Genomic DNA, 16200 nt, shown 5'->3' with positions numbered 1-16200 from the left:
GGGGCAGGCCGGCCGCCGCTCAGAGCGGCCTCCCGGCCACGGGGGCCACGGGCCCGTCGCCGGACTCGTCCTTCAGGGCCACCCCCGTCCGCCCCAGCTCCCGCGCCCTCGCCAGCAGCGCGGCCAGTTTCGCCGCCGCCACCTCGTAGGTCAGTCCCAGCGGCGGGCGGATGTTGGACAGGCAGTTGCGGTCGGCGTCCGTCGTGACTCCCGGCACGGGCCGGTGGGTCAGGTACGCGCCCAGCGAGTCCGCCGCCGACATGCCGGGGCGTTCGCCGACGAGGAGCACCACGGCCGTGGCGCCCATGGCATGCGCGATGTCGTCGCCGAGGGCCACCCGGGCCTGTTCGGCGAGGACGACGGGCGCCACCCGGATGCCGGACGGCAGCCGCGCGGTCGTCGCCCGGATCATCGCCGCCGCGTGCTCGTGCACCGCCCGGCTGGAGAGCCCGTCGGCGACCACGAAGACGACGTCCCACTCGCCCGTGGGCAGATGGGCCCGGTCGATGGGGTGCAGCCGGCGGCCCAGGTCGGGGCGCTGGAGGTAGGTGAGGCGGTCGGGGGCGGCGCTGCGGACCCGGACCACCGAGGTGCCGGTCAGCCGCGCCGCCACCGCGTCCGGGTCGAACGGCGAGTGCACCGCGTCCCGGGCCGCGGCGTGCGCGGCCTGGAGTTCCAGCCGGTGCCGGGTGGGCAGGGCGGAACCGGCCCGGCCCAGGCCGATACGGGCCTGGGTGCGCAGCCGCAGGGAAGCCCACAACTCGCCCTGCCCGCCGCGCGACTCGCCCTGGCTGCCGCTCACCGCGCCCTGCATGTCACTCACCGCGCCCTGGTTGTCACTCACCTCACGTCGGCTGTCACTCATCTCACGGCGGCTGTCGTCGAGCTGACCGCCGGTCACCCTGCTGATGGTCATGCCGCGAGCTCCCGTCCGGTGGCGTGCCCGGTGGTCCTGGTGGTGGCGGGACCGGTGGCGGCAGGCCCGTCGGCAGCGGTGCCGGCGGTGGCGATCTCCGTCAGCGGGTGGGCCGTTCCGGACAGTTCGCGGATGCCGCCACGCGCGTCCAGCAACCCGATCGAATCCAGCCACGCCTCGAACTCCGGCGCCGGGCGCAGCCCCAGCACCTCCCGCAGGTACAACGCGTCGTGGTACGAGGCCGACTGGTAGTTGAGCATGATGTCGTCGCCGCCCGGGGTGCAGATCACGAAGGAGGCTCCGGCCACGCCGAGCATCGTCAGCATCGTGGCGATGTCGTCGTCGTCGGCGTCGGCGTGGTTGGTGTAGCAGATGTCCAGGCCCATGGGCAGGCCGAGCAGCTTGCCGCAGAAGTGGTCCTCCAGGGCGGCGCGCAGGATCTGCCGGCCGTCGTAGAGGTACTCCGGGCCGATGAAGCCGACGACCGTGTTCACCAGCAGCGGGTCGTAGCGGCGGGCGACCGCGTACGCCCGCGCCTCTGCCGTCTGCTGGTCGAGGCCGTGGTGCGCGCCGGCGGAGAGGGCGCTGCCCTGCCCGGTCTCGAAGTACATGACGTTCCGGCCGACCGTCCCCCGCTCCAGGGCCAGCGCCGCCTCGTAGGCCTCGTCGAGCAGGCCGAGGGTGACCCCGAAGGAGGCGTTCGCGGCCTGGGTGCCGGCGATGGACTGGAAGACGAGGTCGACGGGGGCGCCCCGCTCCATCAGGTCCACGCTGGTGGTGACGTGGCACAGCACGCAGGACTGGGTGGGGATGGCGTACCGGCCGATCACCCCGTCGAGCAGTTCGAGCAGGTCCCGGACGGCCTTCGGGCTGTCGGTGGCCGGGTTGACGCCGATCACCGCGTCGCCGGAGCCGAGCAGGAGGCCGTCGAGGAGGGCGGCCGCGACGCCCGCGGGATCGTCGGTCGGGTGGTTCGGCTGCAACCGGGTGGCCAGTCGGCCGGGCAGCCCGATGGTCGACCGGAAGGAGGTCACCACCCGTACCTTCCTGGCCACGGCGACCAGATCCGCGTTGCCCATCAGCTTGGAGACCGCCGCGACCGTCTCGGGGGTCAGTCCGGGCGCCAGCGCGGCCAGCGTCACCGCGTCCGCCGCCTCCGACAGCAGCCACTCGCGCAGCTCCCCGACCGTCATCGACGCCACCGGCGCGAAGGCGGCCGGGTCGTGGGTGTCGAGGATGAGCCGGGTGACGTCGTCGTCCTCGTAGGGGATCAGGGGCCGGGTCAGGAAGTCGGTCAGCGGCACCTCCGACAGCGCCCAGCGCGCCGCGACCCGCTGCCGGGCGTCGTGCGCCGCGAGGCCGGCCAGGCGGTCGCCGGAGCGTTCGGGGCTCGCGGCGGCGAGCAGCCGGGCGAGCGAGTCGAAGCGGTACCGCTCGCCGCCGAGGGTGGAGGTGTAGGCGCTCATGGCGGCGACCGTACGAGGCGCGTGTTGCGGCCAGATTTCTAAAGGTCTGGTTGACACGCATTTAACGCACCGACACCCTTGACCGACTCATTCGGGCTACAGAGTTCCGGTCCAGCACACCAGCAACGACCAGGAGAGGGGCCACCCCGATGGCAGTGGACGAGGGCGTCGCCTCAGCGGCGGACACGACGGCGGACACAGCGGCGAAGCCGGACGGCGAAGGTGCCGTTCACCGGCTCAAGCCCAACGCCATCGGCCTGCTCGGGGTGGTCTTCATGGCCGTCGCGACAGCCGCGCCGATCACCGCGATGACCGGCAACGTGCCCTTCATGGTGTCGTCGGGCAACGGCATCGGCGCCCCGGCGAGCTACCTCGTCGCAATGGTCGTCCTGGCAATCTTTTCCGTCGGCTTCACCTCGATGGCGAAGCACATCACCTCGACGGGCGCCTTCTACGGCTTCATCTCCTACGGCCTCGGCCGCTCGGTCGGCCTCGCCTCCGGGCTCCTCGCGACCTTCGCCTACGTCGTGTTCGAGCCGGCGCTGATCGGCATCTTCTCGACCTTCGCCACCACCACCCTCAACGACCAGACGGGCCTCGACATCCCCTGGTGGGCGTTCGCGGTGCTGATGCTCGCCGTCAACGCGACGGGCACCTGGTTCGGCGTCTCCGTCGCCGAGAAACTGCTCGTCGTCCTGCTCGCCACCGAGGTGACGATCCTCGCGGCGATGGCGGTCTCGGTCGCCCTCCACGGCGGCGGCCCGGACGGCTTCAGCATCGACCCGGTCAACCCGGTCAACGCCTTCCAGGGGACCAGCGCGGGCCTCGGACTCTTCTTCGCCTTCTGGTCGTGGGTCGGCTTCGAGTCGACGGCGATGTACGGCGAGGAGTCGCGCAACCCGAAGAAGATCATCCCCAAGGCGACGATGATCTCGGTCCTCGGTGTCGGCGTCTTCTACGTGTTCGTCTCCTGGATGGCCATCATCGGCACCGGGCAGTCCAAGGCCGTGCAGGTCGCCACCGCCGATCCGCTGGCGCTCTTCTTCGACCCCACCGAGCGGTACGTGGGCCACTGGGCCGTCGACGTCATGCAGTGGCTGATGATCACCGGTTCGCTGGCCTGCGGCATGGCCTTCCACAACTGCGCCGCCCGCTACATGTACGCCCTGGGCCGCGAGGGCGTCCTGCCCTCCCTGAAGAACACCGTCGGCCGCACCCACGCCCGGCACGGCTCCCCGCACATCGCGGGCCTGGTCCAGACCGTCGTCTCGGCCGTCCTGATCGGCGCGTTCTGGGCGGCCGGCAAGGACCCGTACACCGGCACCTACGTGCTGCTCGCGATCCTCGGCACGATGGCGATCCTGGTGGTGCAGGCGGTGTGCTCGTTCGCCGTGCTGGTCTACTTCCGCTCCCACCACCCCGAGAGCCGGCACTGGTTCAGGACGTTCACCGCCCCGCTCGTCGGCGGCGTCGCGATGCTCGCCGTGGTCACGCTGCTGGTGTCCAACATGGGAGTCGCGGCGGGGCCCGAGTCGGGTTCGCTGGTACTGAAGGCGACCCCGTGGCTGGTCGCGCTGATCGCGGCGGCCGGCGTCGGCTACGCCCAGTACCTCAAGCACCGCGACCCGTCCCGCTACCGGCTGCTGGGCCGGACGGTGCTGGAGGAGACGAAGGAGCGCTAGCGGGGCGCCCGCCGGGAAGCGCCGGGCAGGGGAGCGCCGGGCAGAAAGCACCCGGCGGGGACACCCAGCAGGGGGCACCCCGACGCGGAGCGCCCGACAGGGAGCACCCGACGCGGAGCGCCCGACGGGAAACACTCGACGGAGCGCGCTAGCCCTCCCCGAACACCGTCACCCGGTGGACGCGCCACCGCTCCATCATGGCCGGGAGCTCGCCTTCCATGAACTCGAAGAAGGCGAGCGTCTCGGCCATGCGGCGTCCGGCGGGCGTGTCCGGGCCGAGGCTCAGGACGCCCTCGCGCAGCGCGCCCTCCCACCGCTTGATGAGGGTGTCGCGGTTGGTCAGCGCCTCGTACCACTGGTCGCCGTGCACCCGGTAGCGCTCCCGGCGCGAGCCGGGCTCCCGCTCACGGGACACCATGTGCGCCTGGGCGAGGTAGCGCACCGCGCCGGAGACGGCGGCGGGGCTGATCCGCAACTGTTCGCCCAGTTCGGCGGAGGTCATCACGCCCTCGTCGGAGGAGAGGAGCGCGGCGAAGACCCGCGCCGCCATGCGCTGCATCCCCGCCTCGACGAGCTGAGCCGCGAAGGACTCGACGAACTTCGACACGGCCTCCGCGTCCCGCCCGTTCTCGCTCATGCCCGCATTCTAAAGGACTTTTGCATGATTCCTTAACTTCACAAATTTCTGAAAGAAGCGTACGTTCAGCAGCATGACGAAGGCCATCTCGGTGTCCGGACTGCACAAGTCCTTCGGCCGCGCGCACGCCCTGGACGGCCTCGACCTGGAGGTCGAGACCGGTGAGGTGCACGGCTTCCTCGGCCCCAACGGCGCCGGCAAGTCCACCGCCCTGCGCGTCCTGCTCGGCCTGCTGCGCGCCGACTCCGGCGCCGCGCGGGTCCTCGGCCTCGACCCGTGGACCGACGCGGTCGAGGCGCACCGCCGCATCGCGTACGTCCCCGGCGACGTGACCCTGTGGCGCAACCTCTCCGGCGGCGAGGTCATCGACCTGTACGGCCGGCTGCGCGGTGGCCTGGACGCGGCCCGCCGGGCCGACCTGATCGACCGCTTCGAACTGGACCCCGCCAAGAAGGGCCGTACGTACTCGAAGGGCAACCGCCAGAAGGTCGCCCTGGTGGCCGCGTTCGCCTCGGACGTCGACCTGCTGATCCTGGACGAGCCGACCTCGGGCCTGGACCCCCTCATGGAGGAGGTCTTCCAACGCTGCGTACGGGAGGAACGGGACCGCGGCCGGACGGTCCTGCTGTCCTCCCACATCCTCAGCGAGGTCGAGGAGCTGTGCGACCGCGTCAGCATCATCCGCAGCGGCCGCACGGTGCAGACGGGATCGCTGGCCGATCTGCGCCACCTGACGAGGACGAGCGTGACGGCCGAACTCGCCCACTCCCCCGACGGGTTGGCGCAACTGCCCGGCGTGCACGGCCTCGACGTACAGGGGAAGCAGGTGAGGTTGCAGGTCGACACCGACAAACTCGACGCGGTGCTGCGGTCGTTGGCCGACTCGGGCATACGGTCGCTGAGGTCCACGCCACCGACGCTGGAGGAGCTGTTCCTGCGGCACTACCAGGAGGCGGGGGCATGACCGCGCTGGCGGGCACCGGCCCGCTCCTGCGCTTCGCGCTGCGCCGCGACCGCGTGCTGATCCCGGTCTGGGTGGCCGTGAACACCCTGATGGTCCTCTCCATGCCGAGCACCCTGAACGGCCTGTACGGCACCCCCGCCGACCGCGCCGACCTGCTCCGCCGGCTGGAGACCAACGCGTCCTTCCGCGCGCTGATCGGCCCTGCCTTCGACGACTCCCTCGGCGCGCTCACCGCCTGGCGCGTCGGCGTCTTCGCGGGCCTGCTCGCCGCGGCGACGAGCCTGCTGGTCGTCGTCCGGCACACCCGTGACGAGGAGGAGAGCGGCCGTCAGGAACTCATCGCGTCCGGTGCGGTGGGCCGGCGCGCCTCGCTGACCGCGGCACTGCTGGCGGCGGGGGTCGCCAACGGCGTCCTGGCCCTGCTGGTGGCGGCGGGCCTGGCGGGCCAGGGGGCGGCGGGGGCGGTGGCCTTCGGCCTCGGACTGGCCGGGGTGGGCATGCTGTTCGCGACCATGGCGGCGATCCTCGCGCAGCTCACCGAGAGCGCGCGGTCCGTTCGAGGCCTGACGGCCGCCGTCCTGGGCGCCGCGTTCGTCCTGCGGGCGGCGGGCGACTCGGCGGCCGACGGAGGCACCTCGGTGCTGACCTGGCTGTCCCCGCTCGGCTGGCTGGAGAACCTGCGGGCGTTCGCCGACGAGCGGTGGTGGGTGCTCCTGCTGTTCGCCGGGGCGGTCGCCGCGCAGGCCGCGGTGGCGTACGGGCTGGCCGGCCGCCGGGACGTGGGCATGAGCTTCCTGCCGACCCGGCCGGGACCGGCGGCCGGGCGACTGGCCTCGGCGGGCGCGCTGGCCTGGCGGCTGCAACGGGGCGCCGTGCTGGGCTGGAGCGTCGGCTTCCTCCTCGCCGGGGTGGTGTACGGCGGGCTCACGAAGGGCGCGGCCGACCTGGTCGGCGACAACGACAGGGCCCGCGAGATCATCGAGCGGATGGGCGGCCGATCGGACCTGACGGACGCGTTCCTCGCCTCGATGATCGGCACGCTCGGCCTGGTCGCCGCCCTGTACGTCGTGTCGTCCGTCCTCCGGCTGCACGGCGAGGAGACGTCGGGCCGCGCGGAGCCGGTCCTGGCGAACACGGTGGGCCGACTGCGCTGGGCGGCCGGTCACCTGCTGATCGCCTTCGGCGGCGCGACCCTGATCATGCTCCTCGCCGGACTGGGCTTCGCCGCCGGCTACGGCAAGGAGATCCTGCCGATCCTGGGCGCCTGTCTGGTGCAGCTCCCGGCGATCTGGCTGGTCGGCGCCCTGGCCGTCCTGCTCTACGGGACGGCCCCGCGGCTGGCGCCGGCCGCGTGGGGGGTGGCGGGCGCCCTCCTGCTCATCGGCTGGATCGGCCCCGCGCTGGACGCCCCGCGGGCCGTCCTGGACCTGTCGCCCTACGGCCACCTGCCGAAGCTGCCGGGCGGCGGCACGGAGTGGGGGCCGGTGCTGGTGCTCACCGGTGCGGCGGCGGCGCTGACGGCCACGGGGCTGGCGGCCCTACGCCGACGGGACATGACGGCCTAGCAGGTCCGATGTTCTTCAGCGCGGCCCTGGCCGGTCGACCTGCGGCGACCAGGGTGACCAGGGTGACCAGGGCCGCCACGAGGACCTCGCCGCCCACCCCCCAGGCCCCGGGCCCCAGGCCCCGGGCCGGGGCATCACGGGGCCTGCGGCCGCGTACTGCTCCGGGGCGAACGAGGTACAACCGGGTGACGCGTCGCCCATTCTTCCGATTACCGCCGACTCGTCAGATGACGGCCCGACTTCCCCTTTCATGCGTCAGGGTTACCTCCTCCCAACGCATCGAAGGACGAACCATCGTGCACCATCTCGCCCCGAGCGCGATCCTGGTGGTCAGCCTGCTGGCTCACACGCGGGCGGTCTGCCTGTGGGTCCGCGACCGTTCTCGTCAGCGGCTCAATCGCGCCGTTCTGCGAGAACTCGCCCACACCGGCGGCACCGTCCGCGAAGAGCACCGCTCGCGCGCAGGCTCGGTTCTGGTCTGGGAACTCCGCCTGCCGGAACCCCGAGACGACGTCTGCCAGGCGGCCCCCCGTTCCCCCCGCAGGATTCCCGGCCCCCGGCCGCCCCGCCGTCGCCGGTGCGGTGGCGGTCCAGGCACGCCCTTCCGTGGGACGCCCCGTCCTTCCACCGTGGGTGACGCCGGCCCCGTGGGTGAAGCGGGCGGGGGCCGGTGACCGAGAGGAGCCGCGACGGCGGAACCCCGGACGGTTCTCATGCCGCGTTCACCGACCTGTTCAACACCTACTACGGACAAGCCGTGACGTTCGTCCACGTCCAGGCGCCGAGCGCGGACGTCGAGGAGATCGTCGAGGAGGCGTTCGTCGAGATCCTCACCCGATGGGCGTCGATCGAGAACCCGGCCGCCTATCTGTTCACGGTCCTCAGGAACGGCATCACACGCCACTACCGCAACCGCGTGAGGGAAGTCCGTCTGCACGAGCGGCTGAACGCCACCAGGCCGCTCGAGACCACGGCCGACCCCCTGGAAGGAAAGATCATCTATGACGACGTCATCGCCGCTTTCCAGGAGCTTCCGCCGGCCATGCGCGAAGTTGCCGTCATGAGCTGGATGCTCCACAAGCCACCGGACCAGGTCGCCGAGGAACTCGGCAAGAGCCGCAGCACCGTGACCACCCAACTGACTGACGCCGCACGACGGCTCCGGAAGTTCCTCACCACGAGGGAGGAGGAGCGATGACCGAGGAGACATCCGATACGAAGCCCGGAGTCCACCCGGACCCGTCGGTCGCCGCACGGCTCGCGGTGGCCGAGAACCATCTCGCCTCCCACCTCCCGCTGCTCACCCCGGAGGCCCAGGCAGCCATGCTGGGCAGGGTCCGGCAGGCCGCTGCGGCCGCCGACCCCGCTCCCGCCCCGAACACCACCCCGATCACCGCCCCGATCACCGCCCCGATGACCGGCACCGCGACGGCCGCTGTGCCGGAAAGTCTCGCGGCGGCCGCTCCGCGCGGCGGCTCCGTGGCGATGTCCTCACACGGCGGAGGCGATGTCCGCGTCCTGGCACACCGCCGCGCGAGCGCCTTCGCCCAGGCCCTGGAGGAGGCGGGCCGGGATCCTCGCCAGGAAGAGGGTGATGAACCGGGCCCGGACCGGGACGGCGAGGAACCCGGGCGGTCCCGGCTCCTCCTCCTGGCGAGCGCACTGGATTCGCTGCCGTGTCCCGTACTCGACCCCGAGGTCAAGGTCGTTCAACGGGCACAGTTGGTGGCCGCCATGGAGCAGATGGTCCGGGACGGGTCCGTCGCGGACCCCGTCGTACCGACACAGCGCGCACACCGGCGCACCGCTCGAGGCCGCTTCCACGGCCTGGGCAAGGGCAAGGGCAAGCGTCCGGGCCAGGACCGTGGCGCGCCGCCTCGGCCCCGGTCCCGGTTCGCCCGCACGTTCGCCGCACTGGGCCTGGCCGTGGCGGTCGCGACCGGAGGCTTCGGCGGGCTCGCCGCCTCCAGCACGGACGCGCTGCCCGGCGACGCGCTGTACGGCATGAAGCTGGGAATCGAGGACCTGCACCTCGACATGGCCGACGGGGACGCCGAGCGCGGTGCGGTCCACCTCGGGTTCGCCTCCACGAGGCTGACCGAGCTGCGAGAACTCGAACTACGAGTCGCCCGTGAAAACACGCGGGCCGAAGGCGACAAGACCATCGGCGTCGGCGGCTACACGGGTGACCTCCGCAGGGCACTGCTCGGCCTGCTCCGGGAGACCACAGCCGGACAGGAACTGCTGGTCGGCGAGTACCGGAGGAACGGATCACAGGAGCCGATCGAAGTGCTGTCGGGTTTCTCGAACGCCCACCGCGGGGACTGGGCGCAGGTCCGCGACCGGCTTCCGGCACGACTGGAGGACGTGGCCGACGAGGTCACGGTCGTCTTCGACTCCATCGAACGGACGGCGACGGCGCTTCAAGAGCCGTCGGCCCCCACCGCCGACCCGTCTCCCGCACGGCTCCCCCGCTCCGCAGAGCCGGGCGAGGACCCCGGCGGCAGAACGCACCGGACAGCCGAGGTCTAGCTACTGGCACGCCGAGTTCATCCCCGCGCACAAAGACCGGGAGGCGCCGCGCGTGCGCCTCCCGGTCCGAGCCGACGACGAGGAGAGCGAAGGAACCTGTTTCTTCGAAGGAGTCAGGCGGGCTAGGGGTGCAACGCCCGGACGACGGGCGCGGCGCCCGGGGCCATGGGTGCCGCACCCGTCGTCCGGGGCCATGGGCGCGGCGCCCGGGCTGTCGGTGCGGCGCGCGGGCCCTGGCAGTCGGCCCGGACTCGTGAGTGGCCCGCGGCCGGCGGGTCGTCCCGGAGCCGCCCCGGCCGGCCGGGGGACCCGGGGCGGCCGGCGCTGAGGCCGTCTCAGGGGCCGTCTCAGGGGCCGTCTCAGGGGCCGTCTCAGGGACCGGTCGTCCCAAGGGCCGTCCTCAGAGGTCGTCCCAAAGGCCGTCTCAGAGGGTCACGCTGAGTCCCTCCAGTCCCCGGATCACGAAGTTCGGCTTGCGCAGGGGCTCCGACGCCAGGGCCAGGGTGGGGGCCCGTTCCAGCAGGGCCGTCATCGAGGCGGCGAGCTCGATACGGGCCAGCGGGGCGCCGATGCAGTAGTGGATGCCCGCGCTGAAGGAGATGTGCGGGTTCTCCGGGCGGCCGAGATCGAGCCGCTCGGGGTCGGCGAAGACGGCCGGATCGTGATTGGCCGACCCGAAGAGCATGGCGATCTCGGCCCCCCGCGGCACGGTGGTCCCGTCGATCTCGATGTCGTCGAGCACCCACCGCTCGAAGAGCTGGAGCGGGGTGTCGTACCGCATCAGCTCCTCGACGGCGGAGGGGACGAGCGCGTGGTCGGCGCGCAGCGCGGCCAGTTGCTCCGGGTTCCTGAAGAGCGCCCACCACCCGTTGACCGTGGCGTTCACGGTCGCCTCGTGCCCCGCGTTGAGCAGCAGCACCGCGGTCGAGATCATCTCCTGCTCGGTGAGCCGGTCGCCCTCGTCGTGCGCGGCGATGAGACCGGAGATGAGATCGTCGCCGGGCTCCTTGCGCCGAGCGGCGATGAGCTCCCGCAGATACTCGGAGAACTCGACGGAGGCCCGCACCGCCCTCGCCGCGGTCTCCTTCGACGGGCTGAGCTCGTACATCCCGCAGATGTCCGCCGACCAGGGCCTGAGCGGCCCCCGGTCCGACTCCGGGATGCCCAGCATCTCCGCGATCACGGCGACGGGCAGCGGCTCGGCGACATCGCTCAGCAGGTCGCCCCCGCCCGCCGCCACCAGCCGGTCCACCAGCTCCCCGGCCAGCCGCCGCACATACGGCTGCAGCCGCTCCACCGTGCGCGGGGTGAACGCCTTCGACACCAGCCGCCGGATCCGGGTGTGGTCGGGCGGTTCCAGGTCGAGCATCCCGTGATCGTTGAGCGTGTGGAACGGCTCCTGCTCGGCCGGGGGAGCCGTCCGCCCGAAGTCCTCGTGCGTGAACCGGTGCTGATACGTCCGCCCGAGCCGCCGCTCCCGCAGCAGCGCCGAGACATCCGCGTGCCGCGGCACCAGCCACTGGTCGGTCGGCTCGTAGTAGATCACCCGCCCCCGCTCCCGAAGCTCGGCATAGGCCGGGTAGGGGTCCGACACGAACGCGGGATCCCAGGGGTCGAAGGAGAGAGCGTCAACTGCTGCCATGAACGGACGCTAGCCGCTCGGCGAGCTGCTGACCAGGGGGTCCTGGCTGTGCGGCCCACCTCGACGGCAGGTTCCGGCGTACCCGAGTCGCTCCAGGCGTCCTGGAGCGGATGCATCCGGGTCCGTGGCGGGAGCCTCCCGGACCGTGCCTTCGGCCCCCTGCGATCGGCGGCAACGGGCCCGGCCGCGAGCGCGAAACCGATCCGGCGCAGACGGGAGGGTCAGCCCGGGGTCACCAGTCGGGCCTCGTAGGCGAAGACCGCCGCCTGGGTGCGGTCTCTCAGGCCCAGTTTGACCAGGATCCTGCTCACGTGGGTCTTGATGGTGGACTCCGCGACCACCAGCCGTCCGGCTATCTCCAGGTTCGACAGGCCCTGGGCGATGAGGACCAGCACCTCCGTCTCCCGTTCGGTCAGATCGCCGTAGGCCGCCTGTGCGGTCGGCGACAGTCTCGGGATGTCGGACAGCTTGGAGAACTCCGTGATCAGGCGCCGGGTGACGGACGGGGCCAGGAGCGCCTCGCCGGCCGCCACCACCCGGACCCCGTCGGCGAGTTGGCGGGCCGACGCGTCCTTCAGCAGGAAGCCCGAGGCGCCCGCGCGCAGCGCCTGGTAGACGTACTCGTCCAGGTCGAAGGTCGTCAGTACCAGGACCTTCGCCGAGCCGTCCGCCGCCACGATCTCCCGTGTCGCCTCGATGCCGTTCAGCTCCGGCATGCGGATGTCCATCAGGACCACGTCGGGCGCGAGTTCGCGGACGCGGTCGACCGCCTCCCGGCCGTTCACCGCCTCGCCCACGACCTCGATGTCCGGCATCGCGTTCAGCAGGACCGAGAAGCCCTCGCGCACCATCATCTGGTCGTCGGCGATCAGTACTCGGATCGTCATGTTCCACTCTCACTCGCGGCGGGCACCGGCAGGAACACCGTCACCTCGTAGCCGCCCGTCGGGGTCGGCTCCGCCGTCATCTCGCCGTTCAGCATGCTCACTCTCTCCCGCATCCCCGTGATGCCGTGGCCGGCGCCGGGCGAGGGCTTGATCAGCGACGGGTTCGGCGGGGCGCCGTTGACTATCCGCAGCCCCAGGCCGCCCAGCACATAGCCGATCTCCACCCGGGCGCCCGCCCCGGGAGCATGGCGCAGCGTGTTGCTCAGCGCCTCCTGGACTATCCGGTACGCCGACAGCTCCACGCCCTGGGGCAGCTCGCGCACCGCGCCGGTGACCGTCTTCTCCACGTCCAGGCCCGTCTCCCGCACGTTGGCGATCAGCCCGTCCAGTTCGGCGAGCGTGGGCTGCGGGGCGTCGGGGACCTCGTAGTCCTCGGCGCGGACCACGCCCAGGACCCGGCGCAGCTCCGTGAGAGCCGCCACCGCGTTCTCCCGGATGGTGGCGAAGGCCTTCTCCAGCTCCGGCGGCGGGTTCTCCACCCGGTAGGGGGCCGCCTCGGCCTGGATGGCCACCACCGACATGTGGTGGGCGACGACGTCGTGCAGCTCGCGGGCGATCGTGGTGCGCTCCTCCAGCAGGGTGCGGCGGGAGCGCTCGTGCGCGGTCACCGTCTGCTGGGCCGTCACCTTCTCCTCGGCCTGCCGACGGATGTGCCAGACGGTGACGGCGAGCAGCAGGATCGCCGAGAAGACCAGCATGGGCGCGACGTTCGTGTAGTAGTGGCCCCAGCTGAAGACGGTCTCGGCGACGAAGCCGTAGGCCGCCGTCACCAGCCACATCCACGCCGCCGTGCGCGGGCGGGTGCGTATCGCCACGACCGTCAGCACCACCAGGTGGGCGGCGAAGCTGCCCGGCAGCCAGGGCCACTCGGTGTACGTGCTGCCGATGGCCGCGACGGCGGTGGTCCCCGCGAGCGACAGCCAGAACGCGCCGACCGGCCGCACCAGCGTCAGCAGCACCGGGGCCAGCGCGAGCAGGCCGCTCAGGAGATCGACGCCGCTGTCGTCGGAGTCCGACCAGGCGATCAGCATCGCCAGGGCGCCGGCCGCCCCGACCATCCCGTGCCGGGACCAGGCCGCGTACTCCCGCCTGCGGCCCTTCAGGCGGCGCAGGACGCGGCCCTCGGGCTCCTTGCGGGGCAGCGGGCGGTAGGCGAAGGCGTCGTGGAAGAGGTCCTCCCGCAGGCCGCGCAGGGCGTCCACGGCCGCCCTGAACTCCGGGCTCCGCGGCCGGTAGGCCTCGTGGGAGTCGTCCGGGTCGTCCGGGCGCGTGGTGTGCGTCTGCGTCGTCTCTGTCACGCTCAGAACGGTATGCGGGGGAAGGGGTCCCGGTCGTCACCAGTGAGAGGGGTTCGTGCGGATCCCTCTCAAGTACTACGAGGCCGACAGGGCGCCACCTGACACCGCCGACCGAGGCCGACGGGGCACCGCCTGACACCGCCGACCGGGACCACCGGGGAGCCACGGGCGAGCCACCGCTCAGTACCCCGACGGTCTCACCAGTCCCGACTCGTACGCGAACACCGCCGCCTGGGTGCGGTCCCGCAGCCCCAGTTTCACCAGGATGCGGCCCACGTGTGTCTTCACGGTCTGCTCGGCCACGAAGAGGTGGTCGGCGATCTCCGCGTTGGACAGACCCTGCGCGATCAGGGTGAGCACCTCCGTCTCGCGCTCGGTGAGGTCGCCGACCCGCTCCTTCAGCGGGGCTCTGGGCTTGCCGTCGAGGCGGGAGAACTCGGCGATCAACTTGCGGGTGATGACGGGCGCGAGCAGGGCGTCGCCGGCCGCCACCACCCGGACCGCCTCGGCGAGCCGGTCCGCGGAGGCGTCCTTCAGCAGAAAGCCGGACGCCCCGGCCCGCAGCGCGTCGTACACGTACTCGTCGAGGTCGAAGGTGGTGAGCACCAGCACCTTGATGTGCGGGTGCGCGAGGGTGATGCGGTGCGTGGCGTCGATGCCGCCGAGCTCGGGCATGCGAATGTCCATCAGCACGACGTCCGGGGCGAGTTCGTCGACCTTGGCGACGGCGTCCAGGCCGTGCACCGCCTGCCCGATCACCTCGATGCCGGGGTGGGCGTTGAGCAGCACGGTGAAGCCCTGCCGGACCATCTCCTGGTCGTCGGCGATCAGTACGCGGATGGTGCCGCCGGTCGTCATGGGGTTCCTTCTCCTCCTGTCGGGGGCGGGGCGCCCGCGTCGTGCACAGCGCCCGGGTCGTCGTCCGGGTGCTCCGGGTCGTCCGGGTCCTCCGGGTCGTCCGGGAAGACGAGTTCGAGGGCCTCGGGGGTGCCGGGATCCGCGAAGTCGTCGTCGCCGGGCGTCGCCGCACCGTCCCGCGGGAGGAACGCCGACACCGCGAAACCGCCGTGCAGGGTCGGGTAGGCGCTGACATGGCCGCCCAGCATCACCGCCCGCTCGCGCATCCCGAGCAGACCGTGCCCGGCCCCGGGGGAGGACGGTACGGGTGCGCGCGGGCGGGAGTTGGTGACCTCCAGGTGCAGGCCCCGGGCATGGTGGGTGACCTCCACCCGCACCCGGGAACCCGGCGCGTGCCGCAGGGCGTTGCTGAGCGCCTCCTGGACTATCCGGTACGCCGACAGCTGCACCCCCGGCGGATACACGGGCGACTCGCCCTCGACGGTGGCGACCACGTCCAGCCCCGCGGCCCGCGTGTTCTCCATGAGGGCGTCGAGGCGGTCGAGCGTGGGCTGTGGGGTGTCCGGGGCGGCTCCGGTGCCGGCCGCGCCGAGTCCGTAGGGGTCCTCGGGGTTCTCCGAGCGCAGCACGCCGAGCACCCGGCGCAGTTCGGCGAGCGCCTCCAGGGCGTTCTTCCGGATGCCGGCGAGGTTCTCCTTGAGTTCCTCGGACGGGTTCTCCACCAGGTGCGGGGCGACCTGGGCCTGGATGGAGATCACCGACATGTGGTGGGCGACCACGTCGTGCAGTTCGCGCGCGATCCGGTTGCGTTCCTCCAGCAGCGTGCGGCGGCCGCGTTCCTCGGCGGTGATCGTCTCCTGCTCGACGAGCTGGGTACGGGCCTCGCCGAGACCGCGGAACGCGGTGCCGACGAGCACGACGGCTCCGAAGACCGCGACCGCGGTGACCCCGGTCGAGGTGTAGGTCGCGCCGCCGATCCGGCCCTGGACCAGCCAGGTCGTCAGGGCGGTGGCGGTCAGCGCCGCGAAGGACACCTGCGTGCGCATGCGCAGCGCCAACAACAGGAGCACGAGGGCATGGGCGACGACTTCGGCGGTGTTCCACGGCCAGGCGGGACCTGGCAGCGGATGCCCCACCAGGGTCGGCCGGGCTGCCACCGCGGCGACGACGACGCCGGCCAGTGACAGCGCCCACGCCGGGACGGGCCGCCACAGGGCGAGGACGACGGCCGCGCCCTGGGCGAACCCGGTCAGCACCCCCAGTTCCGTGCCCAGGTCGTAGCGGCCCATCTGATCGGTGGCGGCCAGCGCGATCCCGAGGGCGGACCAGCACACCACCAGGTACCCGAGCCGCCGCAGCAGACGGAATCCGCGCCGGCGCGGGGCGGCCGCGGCGGAGCGGGACGCGCCGAAGCGGTCGCGCAAGGGGGTACGCGGGCGCCGGAAGCGGGCCTGGCCGGTGGGTGCGAGGGCGGCGCGCTCGGTCGGGGTGCTGCTCTCCTCGCCGTTCACGGGCTCAACCCTAGGTCGTGTCCGCAAAGTGGCGCCGTCTGCCCGCAGGGCAGGGATCGCGGCGTCCGGTGCGTGCGATCGCAAGGCGGAGGGTCTCCCTCGTACCGGGTGTACGGGGGCGATCCGGCAACACGGCGAGCGTGCCTGCCGGACGCCGCGAGCCGGGCGGGATTCCGCGGACA

Annotated in this window: 13 protein-coding genes; 5 read left to right on the top strand and 8 right to left on the bottom strand. The window is 72.3% G+C overall.

Going from position 1 to position 16200, the window contains the following annotated elements; translation table 11 throughout:
- Positions 1-19: 19 nt before the first annotated feature.
- Together eutC and ABT070_RS35800 are read right to left on the bottom strand one after the other, a co-directional pair.
- The gene (gene eutC, locus ABT070_RS35805; RefSeq protein ID WP_351767030.1) at positions 20-814 is read right to left on the bottom strand and encodes an ethanolamine ammonia-lyase subunit EutC; all 795 of its coding nucleotides are present in this window, start codon (positions 812-814) and stop codon (positions 20-22) included.
- A 98-nt stretch (positions 815-912) separates the two neighbouring features.
- On the bottom strand, positions 913-2382 hold the full coding sequence (locus tag ABT070_RS35800; RefSeq protein ID WP_351766986.1) for an ethanolamine ammonia-lyase subunit EutB: 1470 nt from the start codon (positions 2380-2382) through the stop codon (positions 913-915).
- Positions 2383-2531: 149 nt separating this feature from the next.
- Here ABT070_RS35800 and ABT070_RS35795 point away from each other — a divergent pair, with 149 nt between their 5' ends.
- A complete protein-coding gene (locus ABT070_RS35795; RefSeq protein ID WP_351766984.1) occupies positions 2532-4064 on the top strand; it encodes an APC family permease in 1533 nt (510 codons plus the stop codon).
- Positions 4065-4212: 148 nt separating this feature from the next.
- On the opposite strand, the gene ABT070_RS35790 is transcribed toward ABT070_RS35795, so the two are convergent.
- Positions 4213-4701, bottom strand: coding sequence for a GbsR/MarR family transcriptional regulator (locus ABT070_RS35790; protein ID WP_351766982.1), 489 nt, complete (start codon positions 4699-4701; stop codon positions 4213-4215).
- A 73-nt stretch (positions 4702-4774) separates the two neighbouring features.
- Between ABT070_RS35790 and ABT070_RS35785 the strand changes: the two genes are divergently transcribed.
- The 4 genes from ABT070_RS35785 to ABT070_RS35770 all read left to right on the top strand — a co-directional run bounded on the left by ABT070_RS35785 (position 4775) and on the right by ABT070_RS35770 (position 9762).
- Complete coding sequence (locus tag ABT070_RS35785) at positions 4775-5665, top strand: ABC transporter ATP-binding protein (protein ID WP_351766980.1); 891 nt, start codon at positions 4775-4777, stop codon at positions 5663-5665.
- Positions 5662-7230 (top strand): ABC transporter permease, encoded by a 1569-nt coding sequence (locus ABT070_RS35780; RefSeq protein ID WP_351766978.1) that lies wholly within the window; start codon positions 5662-5664, stop codon positions 7228-7230. Before ABT070_RS35785 ends, ABT070_RS35780 begins: the two co-directional genes overlap by 4 nt.
- 670 nt (positions 7231-7900) lie before the next feature.
- Positions 7901-8428 (top strand): RNA polymerase sigma factor, encoded by a 528-nt coding sequence (locus tag ABT070_RS35775; protein WP_351766976.1) that lies wholly within the window; start codon positions 7901-7903, stop codon positions 8426-8428.
- A complete protein-coding gene (locus ABT070_RS35770) occupies positions 8425-9762 on the top strand; it encodes a DUF5667 domain-containing protein (RefSeq protein ID WP_351766974.1) in 1338 nt (445 codons plus the stop codon). Before ABT070_RS35775 ends, ABT070_RS35770 begins: the two co-directional genes overlap by 4 nt.
- Before the next feature lie 424 nt (positions 9763-10186).
- Here ABT070_RS35770 and ABT070_RS35765 read toward each other — a convergent pair whose 3' ends face one another.
- The 5 genes from ABT070_RS35765 to ABT070_RS35745 all read right to left on the bottom strand — a co-directional run bounded on the left by ABT070_RS35765 (position 10187) and on the right by ABT070_RS35745 (position 16018).
- Complete coding sequence (locus ABT070_RS35765; protein ID WP_351766972.1) at positions 10187-11404, bottom strand: cytochrome P450; 1218 nt, start codon at positions 11402-11404, stop codon at positions 10187-10189.
- 221 nt (positions 11405-11625) lie between these two features.
- Positions 11626-12291 carry a response regulator gene (locus tag ABT070_RS35760; protein ID WP_351766970.1) on the bottom strand — a complete coding sequence of 222 codons (666 nt, stop codon included), beginning with the start codon at positions 12289-12291 and terminating at the stop codon, positions 11626-11628.
- The gene (locus tag ABT070_RS35755) at positions 12288-13649 is read right to left on the bottom strand and encodes a sensor histidine kinase (protein ID WP_351766968.1); all 1362 of its coding nucleotides are present in this window, start codon (positions 13647-13649) and stop codon (positions 12288-12290) included. The genes ABT070_RS35760 and ABT070_RS35755 overlap by 4 nt, the downstream gene beginning before the upstream one ends.
- 180 nt (positions 13650-13829) lie before the next feature.
- Positions 13830-14507 carry a response regulator gene (locus ABT070_RS35750; protein ID WP_351766966.1) on the bottom strand — a complete coding sequence of 226 codons (678 nt, stop codon included), beginning with the start codon at positions 14505-14507 and terminating at the stop codon, positions 13830-13832.
- Entirely contained in the window at positions 14504-16018 is a 1515-nt protein-coding gene (locus ABT070_RS35745) for a sensor histidine kinase (protein WP_351766964.1), read from the bottom strand. Before ABT070_RS35745 ends, ABT070_RS35750 begins: the two co-directional genes overlap by 4 nt.
- Positions 16019-16200: the final 182 nt, after the last annotated feature.

This window comes from Streptomyces sp. NPDC002884, from assembly GCF_040295245.1.
Lineage (GTDB): Bacteria > Actinomycetota > Actinomycetes > Streptomycetales > Streptomycetaceae > Streptomyces.
This window is presented reverse-complemented; position numbering and strand designations above follow the sequence as displayed.

Coding starts and splice junctions, on each gene's coding strand:
- ABT070_RS35750 (WP_351766966.1), bottom strand. CDS start 14,507: ATGACGACCGGCGGCACCATCCGCGTACTGATCGCCGACGACCAGGAG.
- ABT070_RS35765 (WP_351766972.1), bottom strand. CDS start 11,404: ATGGCAGCAGTTGACGCTCTCTCCTTCGACCCCTGGGATCCCGCGTTC.
- ABT070_RS35770 (WP_351766974.1), top strand. CDS start 8,425: ATGACCGAGGAGACATCCGATACGAAGCCCGGAGTCCACCCGGACCCG.
- ABT070_RS35780 (WP_351766978.1), top strand. CDS start 5,662: ATGACCGCGCTGGCGGGCACCGGCCCGCTCCTGCGCTTCGCGCTGCGC.
- ABT070_RS35790 (WP_351766982.1), bottom strand. CDS start 4,701: ATGAGCGAGAACGGGCGGGACGCGGAGGCCGTGTCGAAGTTCGTCGAG.
- ABT070_RS35800 (WP_351766986.1), bottom strand. CDS start 2,382: ATGAGCGCCTACACCTCCACCCTCGGCGGCGAGCGGTACCGCTTCGAC.
- ABT070_RS35795 (WP_351766984.1), top strand. CDS start 2,532: ATGGCAGTGGACGAGGGCGTCGCCTCAGCGGCGGACACGACGGCGGAC.
- ABT070_RS35760 (WP_351766970.1), bottom strand. CDS start 12,291: ATGACGATCCGAGTACTGATCGCCGACGACCAGATGATGGTGCGCGAG.
- ABT070_RS35785 (WP_351766980.1), top strand. CDS start 4,775: ATGACGAAGGCCATCTCGGTGTCCGGACTGCACAAGTCCTTCGGCCGC.
- eutC (WP_351767030.1), bottom strand. CDS start 814: ATGCAGGGCGCGGTGAGCGGCAGCCAGGGCGAGTCGCGCGGCGGGCAG.